The sequence below is a fragment of the Microcystis sp. M079S1 genome (genome assembly GCF_020246425.1).
Classification (GTDB): domain Bacteria; phylum Cyanobacteriota; class Cyanobacteriia; order Cyanobacteriales; family Microcystaceae; genus Microcystis; species Microcystis aeruginosa.
The window spans coordinates 1-8,108 of sequence record NZ_JADBSZ010000168.1; the positions used below are offsets into that span (position 1 = coordinate 1).

The following is an 8,108-nucleotide window of genomic DNA, read 5'->3' on the forward strand; positions in this document are numbered from 1 at the left end:
CGGTACTGTTGGGCAAACAGAAACCGACCCAAACGCCTTGGGAGAGTCCGGCCTCTGGATTTTCAGTGGAGACATTGAGAATCTAAGCTGTCTCGTTGAACAAGGAATTTCCGATAGTGATAGGTCAAGAATCCCCCGTCACAGCGTAGCTTGACGGTGGGAGTATGTCAAAATCAAAAAACTAACCGCAGCAGCAAGACAAGAAAGCGCAATGATTCCTACCGTTATTGAAACCACAGGCCGGGGCGAACGCGCCTTCGATATCTACTCCCGACTACTCCGGGAAAGAATCGTCTTTTTGGGACAAGAAGTAACCAGCGACCTAGCTAACCTAATCGTCGCCCAATTACTCTTTCTAGAAGCAGAAGACCCCGAAAAAGATATTTACTTGTATATCAACTCCCCCGGTGGTTCCGTTTCGGCCGGATTAGGGATTTTTGACACCATGAATCAAATCCGTCCCGATGTCAGCACCATTTGTATTGGTTTAGCTGCCAGTATGGGGGCTTTTCTCCTCAGTGCCGGCAAACCGGGCAAAAGAATGAGCCTACCCAACTCGCGGATCATGATTCACCAACCCCTCGGCGGTGCCCAAGGTCAGGCCACCGATATCGAAATTCAGGCCAAAGAAATTCTCTATCTCAAACAATTACTCAATGAACACCTAGCTAGTCATACGGGTAAACCTCTCGACCTCATCGCCGAGGATACGGAAAGGGATTTCTTTATGTCCGCCGAAGAGGCTCTGGACTATGGTTTAATCGATCAAGTGATCGATCGCAGTCCTTCCGCTTCTAACCCTCCCAGTAAATAGTTATGATTGGGTAGGCTCTGTCTACCCAGATTTTTGTAAATATTTAGTAAGCGGAAATTAATCATCGATCGCCGTTATTAATATTAAATAACAATGAAAAGTTCTAGCGGATTGGGTTAAGATCGAGACGTAACCCGAAGAAAATTGCAACAGGAATCGGTAGAAACCCCCCGGTGGGTTATAAAAGGAAATTTTTTTACTGGCATCCCTATGAACTATCATCCACCCTCACAGCCCCTGCCCGCCCCCTGTATTATTGATTCTGGCGTGGTCATCGCTAAAGAAGATATGCGTCGTCTCCTCGATGATCTCGGACGAGTTCGCTACATCCATAGTCTCGAAGGAGTGATTCAGAGTGAAGGGGAGGGATGGATAGTGGAAGTTTTCGCCGATTATCAGCAAAGCACCCTAGTTGCTAACTACAGTCTTTATCTCAATACCTATAGCTTCGATTGTCTGCGTTTAACCCGCTCTCCCGACGGTGAAACCTATTTTGATCTGATCCAAGACAATCGGCAATTACGGCTAATTCCCCTGAGTAATCCACTCCAAGACCCCGATATGAAAGCCCGTCTCAATGCCGATACCCTCGAAGCCATGGTTACTCAGGTACTTTCTGCTAAGTGGGATGTGCAGTTTGAAGACGAAGACGACAACGATTGCCCCTTTTAGGCAGCGAGCAAAAATACTGGTTACTGATAACTGATAACTGATAACTGATAACTGATAACTGATAACTGATAACTGAAACAGTGGGATTTTCCTTTGAATTAATCGCCAGGTGTCCCCAAACTGGTGCGCGGGTTGGGGTTTGGCATACTCCCCACGGACCGGTAGAAACACCCCGTTTTATGCCCGTGGGAACTTTGGCCACGGTGAAAGGTTTGACCCCCGCTCAAATCGCCAGCACGGGGGCGCAAATGATTCTCGCTAATACCTATCACCTGCATCTGCAGCCTGGAGAAAGTATTATCGAGAAAGCGGGAGGTTTACACGAGTTTATGGCGTGGAATCAGCCAATATTAACAGATTCTGGTGGATTTCAGGTATTTAGCCTCAGTCAACTGCGGCAAATTAAAGAATCGGGAGTCACCTTTCGATCGCCCCGGGACGGTAGAATAATCGAAATTACGCCAGAAAAATCGATTCAGATTCAAAATGCCCTCGGTGCTGATGTGATTATGGCCTTCGATGAATGTCCCCCCACGGGAGTCAGTCATGAGACCATGAAAGCATCCATAGAACGCACCTATCGCTGGTTAGAGCGCTGTCTGAGGGCCCATCAACGACCCCAACAACAGGCTTTATTCGCCATAGTGCAGGGGGGAATTTATGAGGATTTACGGGCAGCGGCGGCGGAATCTTTAGTAAAACTCGATTTACCCGGTTATGCTATCGGTGGCGTGAGTGTGGGGGAAGAAACGAGCCTAATTCATCGCATTGTCCAGATAACTGCCCCTTTACTCCCCGAAAATAAACCCCGTTACCTGATGGGAGTGGGAACCTATCGAGAAATGGCCAAGGCGATCGCTAGTGGCATAGATCTGTTTGATTGCGTCATTCCCACCCGTTTTGGTCGCCATGGCACGGCTTTAGTACGGGGGGAGCGTTGGAACCTAAAAAATGCCCGTTTTAAGGAGGATTTCGCCCCTTTAGACGAGACTTGTCCCTGCTACACCTGTCAACACTTTAGCCGTGCCTATCTGAATCATTTAATTAAATCGGGGGAAATGTTGGGTTATATTCTCTTATCTCTGCACAATATCGCCGAATTAATCAGATTTACCCGTGAAATTCGTCAATCTATCCTAGGGGGGACTTTTGCCCAAGATTTTGCCCCTTGGCTTGAGGATGCCGTAGATGTTACCCCAACGTGATAAAATTTCAGGAAACGTTTGAAAATTTTCTTGTCAAGGTAGATAGAGAGATGGAAACTGCACTTTTGTTGGCCAAATTGCCGGAAGCATACCAAATTTTCGACCCCTTAGTCGATGTCTTGCCCCTGATTCCCCTATTTTTCCTCTTGCTGGCCTTTGTTTGGCAAGCATCCGTCGGTTTTAAATAAATCGACCCTCAATTATCAGTTATCAGTGAGCAGTGATCAGTGATCAGTTATCGGATTTGAGTTTTAAGTGAAATGACATCTTTTCACTGTTTACTGATTACTGATCCCTGAAAAACCTCCCCAGATTAAAACAAAGTCCTGGTTAAATCAGCATCAGTCAAGTCCACATCTTCTAAAATTGCCCCGCGCAAATCGGCATAACTGAGATCCGCACCCCGGAAACTGGCCCCGGTGAGATCGGTAATAAATCCGTCTCTTTCGGGACTAGCACGAAAATTAACCCGGCAAAGTCGGCAATCAGCGAAATTAGCTCGATATAACAGGGAGCCGCTCAGATTGGCATAGTTGAGATCGGCTCCGCAAAAGTTAGTTTTGCCTAAGTCCGTGCGTTGGTCGGAAGTGGAGCGAAAATCCGTATCGATTAATACGGCCTGCTGGAGATTAGCACTGTTGAGATTAACACCGTTTAAGACGGCTTTGGTTAAATAAGTGGCTTCTAAATTGGCTTCGATGAGATTAGCCCCGCTTAAGTCCGCATCGCGTAAACAAGCTCGATAAAAGTCCACTTGACTTAAATCTGCTCCCCAGAGAATCGCCTCACTTAAATCCGCTTCTCTCAGCAGCGATCGCGCGAGGCGTATTTTTCCTAACCGCGCCTGTCGCAGATCGGCACGGCAAAAATTGACTCCTGGGAGGGCAATATTAGTTAAGTCGCTTTCCCGCAAATTAATACCCCGAAAATCTCTTTCTCCCTCCCGATAGCGTTGACAAAGTTCTTCTAGGAGCATGGAAATTTTTTTCTATATCATAATTGAGGCAAAATGTCAAGGGTTTGGTAATTTTTATTTAGGGAGATGGAAAGTTGGCAGACTCTCGAATTCTCGGGCCCGTTGACGCATTTGCTGACTAATGCGATCGCAAACCACCTTACAGAGATCATAGATCACGGGGTCGGTAATTTGATAGTAAACGCTGACTCCTTGGGGTTGCCGCGAGATAATTCCCGCTTGGGTTAAAGCTTTCAGGTGTTTGGAGAGATTGGCCTGACCCAGTCCGGTAGCTTCGGCGATTTCTTTACCATTCATCGCGCCTAATTGCAAGCAACTGAGAATCTGTAGGCGACTGACTTCCGACAGGACTTTGAAATAGTCCGCCACCGAAGCGAGGACGACGCTAGAGGTTTGGGGGGAGAAACTGTCTAACATAGGTAGGTAATAAAGTGACCAGTTAAAAAGGCTGACAATAGGTTATCGTTTAAAACTTTATAACTATTGACTACTATAGTTTAACTGGAGAGGTAACTAGAGTCTAGTCTGCAAGCTCGATCGAGATTGGGTCATTCAGGAATCTACTGCTGCAAGAGTGCCTCCTAGCTCCACCAACAGACTTTTTCAGCAAACCCTAATTATCACCGAGCATGGTACTGATTAACTGCCGGACCGTAGTGCTAGGATGGTTCTCTAAATTGCTTGGTAAAGCCCATTCTGAGTCAAGATAGGACATCTTCAGTAAATCTCTCACTTGTTTTGATTTAGCTTGTCCTGTACTTTGAGCAACCCCAAAAGCCTGATAAAGTTCTTTGGCCGAAATGTGGGGATTTTGAGTAGGATCGAAGAGAAAATTGACCATTCCTAGGGCGTGAGTAATGCCAGCAGCCCAGGAATTGGCTTTACCTTTTTCTAGGGGAGAGGGACGCTCACGAGCTAAAGTTGCAGTTAATTGGCGAATAAGTTGGGCGTATTCTTCATTAAGATATTTAGCGGCAAATTTATCGGTAATATCGATAATTTCTTGATATTTGACCTGCATTGCCTTGGGAACATTTTCCGATTTAGAAACAGCTGGGGGCGTTTTTTTCGATGTTGCTGCCGCTTGCTGTTTAGCACGTTGTTCAGCATTATATTTTTCTTGAAAAGCTGTTAAACCCTCCTGACTGGTGATATCAAAACCCTGCTGATGCGCTTGTAACAGGAGATTTTTCATAAAACCGGCACTGTTGGGATCGTTCATCAGTTGACCAAAGCGATCTCCTAATTGCTCTAAATATTTAATAATAGCCTTAGCCTGAGTTAATTTATATTCTCGTCCCAAAAATTGCCAAAAACTAATTAATTCAGGGATAGCATCTTCGGTTTCCGTCGGATCGAGTATAGTAATTTTGCGTGGTAAAATCTTCTCCATTAAGATCTGCACATATGCTTTAGTCATGGTAGCAAGGGTATAACCTTCATAGAGATAGCCCAACTCGACAAAGGTAGCAATCCAACCACCACCTTCTTCTTTTTCTTGATAATAGGCCTCTCCCTCTGGCGAATTGATATATTCTTCGATCGCTCCAGTAATATAATCTTCTAATAAGGGTTCGGCTTCATCGTAGTCTAAATTATCTAATTGTCGGATATTAAAAGTCATAACTCTAGTTTTCCTCCGAGGCTTTCCTTTAATTTTAGGGGATTAGCTGACCTACAGCCAAACTGACGCTAAAATAGTCTTTGCTGTCCGGGGTTGTTGCTTGCTCCTGACGGTGGTTGTAACCGGTAACTGAACATGACTTCGATTCGTCAACTGCATCAACAACTCGTTAATAAAGAAAAAACAGCCGTCGAAATCGCCACAGAATTTCTCGCTCGTATTCAAGCGATCGAACCACAAGTAAAAAGCTTTCTCCATTTAACCCCGGATTTAGCCCTCGCACAAGCCCAAAAAGTGGACGAGAAAATCGCCAGGGGTGAATCGCTGCATCTGTTAGCAGGTATTCCCATCGCATTAAAAGATAATCTCTGCACCAAGGGTATCCCCACCACCTGCGCTTCCCGGATTTTAGAGAATTTTGTCCCCCCCTACGAGTCCACCGTTACCCAAAAATTACGGGATTTAGGAGCAGTTATCGTCGGTAAAACCAATTTAGACGAGTTTGCTATGGGTAGTTCCACAGAAAACTCCGGTTATCACGTTACTGCTAATCCCTGGGACTTATCCCGGGTGCCTGGTGGCTCTTCGGGGGGTTCGGCTGCGGCTGTGGCCGCTCAAGAATGCGTGGTCGCCCTAGGATCGGATACCGGTGGCTCAATTCGTCAACCGGCTTCATTTTGTGGCGTTGTCGGGCTAAAACCGACCTATGGCTTGGTTTCTCGCTTTGGTTTGGTGGCTTACGCTTCTTCTCTCGATCAGATCGGTCCCTTTGGTCGTACCGTAGAAGATGCGGCGATTTTATTACAAGCGATCGCAGGTTACGATCCCCAAGATTCTACCAGTCTCAATCTGCCGATTCCCGACTATAGCCAATTCCTGAAAACCAGTTTAAAAGGGCTAAAAATTGGCGTAATTAAGGAAACTTTCGGGGAAGGTTTGGATCAGGTGGTTGCTGAGGCAGTTAATCAAGCTTTAGCGCAGTTAAAGGCCCTCGGTGCCACAATTAAAGAGATTTCCTGTCCCCGTTTCCGTTACGGATTGCCCACCTACTACATTATCGCCCCCTCGGAAGCATCGGCGAATTTAGCCCGTTACGATGGGGTTAAATACGGTATTCGGGAAGATGCCGATAGTTTGATTGATATGTACACCAAGACTCGCGCTAAGGGTTTTGGTGCGGAAGTCAAGCGCCGGATTATGTTGGGAACCTACACCCTCTCGGCGGGTTATTATGATGCTTATTACCTCAAAGCACAAAAGGTGAGGACTTTGATCAAAGAGGATTTCGATCGAGCTTTTCAATCGGTAGATGTGTTAGTTTCTCCCACTTCACCGACCACAGCTTTTAAAGCTGGGGAAAAAACGGCGGACCCTCTGAGTATGTATTTATCGGATTTAATGACTATTCCCGTCAATTTAGCCGGTTTACCCGGGTTAAGTCTTCCCTGCGGTTTTGATGGGCAAGGTTTGCCGATCGGTTTACAATTAGTGGGTAATGTGCTGCGCGAAGATCAATTATTTCACGTCGCCCACGCCTACGAACAGGCCACCGATTGGCACAAACGTCAACCATCTTTTACAAATTGATACAATTGCCGATGGCTATCTTTTGCCGGTAGCCATCAAGTAAAAATCGGCAACACTGAAAATGTCTCAAGTCTTCTCTTAATTGGGGAAAAGTTACCGAAAAAGCTGTTACTTCGTCATCCCATTCTAAGTTGAGCGGCAGCCGCCAAACTTTGGCTTTTATAAATCACTTTGGTAAGGTCGAATCCAACACGGTGTTAGCTTGCTCCAACGTGTTGCCGTAACCAATTGGTAAAGGCAACACGTTCTAATTCACCAGAGGCTAAAGCTAAAATGACTCGTTCTTGCTCATCTACAAAAGCATTAATCTCTAGTCCATTCAACACCAGAAATGTTTCCATTGCCCCATGACCAGTGCGCTTGTTGCCATCAAGAAATGGGTGATTCATCACAATTGAAAACCCCAAAGCTGAAGCTTTATCAACAATTGTCGGATAAAGATCCTGCCCACCAAATGTCATGCGTGGTTGAGCAATAGCAGACTCTAGAGAACCTAGGTCACGAATACCCATAGCTCCTTGGGACTGTTGAATAATTTGATCATGTAAATCGAGGACTTCCACTAATGTTAGATAGCGTATCATGCTAAACGACGATAAAGTTCAGCGTTTTTCTTGAGTACATAGCTTGATGCTTGAGTAAATTCGTTTTTAGGACCAACCAACCAATCTTCTATGCTGGCACTGAGTAAGTCTTCAGGGGAAACTTGACTGTTCTGAGCTAACTGTTGTAATCGTCGAAACTGCTCATCTGAGATATTAACAGTAATGGAAGCCATTAAAAACCTCTCAATAGTCTAAATATTTAACATTATAACCTCAGTGAGATCCTCCTCTATCTCCACCAAACGGACTTAAGCAACAACTGGCAGGGAGTAGTTATTTATCCTTGGCGTTCAGTGGAAAGCTTAGAGACTGCTCGTTATGGGGAGTTAATCAACTCAGGCAGGATTTTACGTTTTTATCTCGAGGAATTAAGGGAAGGGGAATCCCTGGGTATATCGATGTTACAATTAATTGTAGCACCAACCGCAAGAGCGATCGAGCAAGGAAAACAATTAATTCCACGGATTAGACAAGAATTACCTAAAGTCAAACAACAGCAAGAACTTTTAGAATTGATAGAGACAATTTTGGTTTATAAGTTACCCCAAGTCAGTAGAAAGGAGATAGAAGCGATGTTTAGTTTAAGCGATTTAAAACAAACTAAAGTGTATCAGGAAGCTTTAGA

Annotated in this window: 10 protein-coding genes and 2 pseudogenes; 7 read left to right on the top strand and 5 right to left on the bottom strand. The window is 45.2% G+C overall.

Annotation, left to right across the window (positions count from 1 at the left end; all coding sequences use genetic code 11):
- From IM456_RS10890 to IM456_RS10910, 5 genes and pseudogenes are all read left to right on the top strand, one after another.
- A pseudogene (locus tag IM456_RS10890) lies at positions 1-154 on the top strand (RNA-guided endonuclease TnpB family protein); the annotation flags it as partial.
- Between the two features lie 18 nt (positions 155-172).
- Positions 173-814 carry an ATP-dependent Clp endopeptidase proteolytic subunit ClpP gene (gene clpP / locus IM456_RS10895; RefSeq protein ID WP_223210720.1) on the top strand — a complete coding sequence of 214 codons (642 nt, stop codon included), beginning with the start codon at positions 173-175 and terminating at the stop codon, positions 812-814.
- Positions 815-1,024: 210 nt separating this feature from the next.
- Positions 1,025-1,486, top strand: coding sequence for a hypothetical protein (locus IM456_RS10900; protein WP_004163378.1), 462 nt, complete (start codon positions 1,025-1,027; stop codon positions 1,484-1,486).
- A gap of 80 nt (positions 1,487-1,566) precedes the next feature.
- On the top strand, positions 1,567-2,691 hold the full coding sequence (tgt, locus tag IM456_RS10905) for a tRNA guanosine(34) transglycosylase Tgt (protein ID WP_149986732.1): 1,125 nt from the start codon (positions 1,567-1,569) through the stop codon (positions 2,689-2,691).
- 50 nt (positions 2,692-2,741) lie between these two features.
- Positions 2,742-2,879, top strand: a complete 138-nt coding sequence (locus IM456_RS10910; protein WP_008206475.1) for a photosystem II reaction center protein K — start codon at positions 2,742-2,744, stop codon at positions 2,877-2,879.
- 125 nt (positions 2,880-3,004) lie between these two features.
- On the opposite strand, the gene hetL is transcribed toward IM456_RS10910, so the two are convergent.
- The 3 genes from hetL to IM456_RS10925 all read right to left on the bottom strand — a co-directional run bounded on the left by hetL (position 3,005) and on the right by IM456_RS10925 (position 5,291).
- Complete coding sequence (hetL, locus tag IM456_RS10915) at positions 3,005-3,667, bottom strand: heterocyst differentiation pentapeptide repeat protein HetL (protein ID WP_287693227.1); 663 nt, start codon at positions 3,665-3,667, stop codon at positions 3,005-3,007.
- A 54-nt stretch (positions 3,668-3,721) separates the two neighbouring features.
- Positions 3,722-4,084: an ArsR/SmtB family transcription factor gene (locus tag IM456_RS10920; protein ID WP_002758508.1), complete on the bottom strand. Its 363-nt coding sequence runs from the start codon at positions 4,082-4,084 to the stop codon at positions 3,722-3,724.
- Between the two features lie 196 nt (positions 4,085-4,280).
- On the bottom strand, positions 4,281-5,291 hold the full coding sequence (locus IM456_RS10925; protein WP_287693228.1) for a DUF6398 domain-containing protein: 1,011 nt from the start codon (positions 5,289-5,291) through the stop codon (positions 4,281-4,283).
- A 135-nt stretch (positions 5,292-5,426) separates the two neighbouring features.
- Between IM456_RS10925 and gatA the strand changes: the two genes are divergently transcribed.
- A complete protein-coding gene (gatA, locus tag IM456_RS10930) occupies positions 5,427-6,878 on the top strand; it encodes an Asp-tRNA(Asn)/Glu-tRNA(Gln) amidotransferase subunit GatA (protein WP_002739155.1) in 1,452 nt (483 codons plus the stop codon).
- A gap of 197 nt (positions 6,879-7,075) precedes the next feature.
- On the opposite strand, the gene IM456_RS10935 is transcribed toward gatA, so the two are convergent.
- Together IM456_RS10935 and IM456_RS10940 are read right to left on the bottom strand one after the other, a co-directional pair.
- Complete coding sequence (locus tag IM456_RS10935; RefSeq protein WP_287693229.1) at positions 7,076-7,441, bottom strand: type II toxin-antitoxin system death-on-curing family toxin; 366 nt, start codon at positions 7,439-7,441, stop codon at positions 7,076-7,078.
- Between the two features lie 17 nt (positions 7,442-7,458).
- Positions 7,459-7,656, bottom strand: coding sequence for a hypothetical protein (locus IM456_RS10940; RefSeq protein ID WP_002739031.1), 198 nt, complete (start codon positions 7,654-7,656; stop codon positions 7,459-7,461).
- A gap of 42 nt (positions 7,657-7,698) precedes the next feature.
- On the opposite strand from IM456_RS10940, the pseudogene IM456_RS10945 reads away from it, so the two are divergent.
- Positions 7,699-8,108 (top strand): annotated as a pseudogene (locus tag IM456_RS10945) (DUF2887 domain-containing protein); the annotation flags it as partial.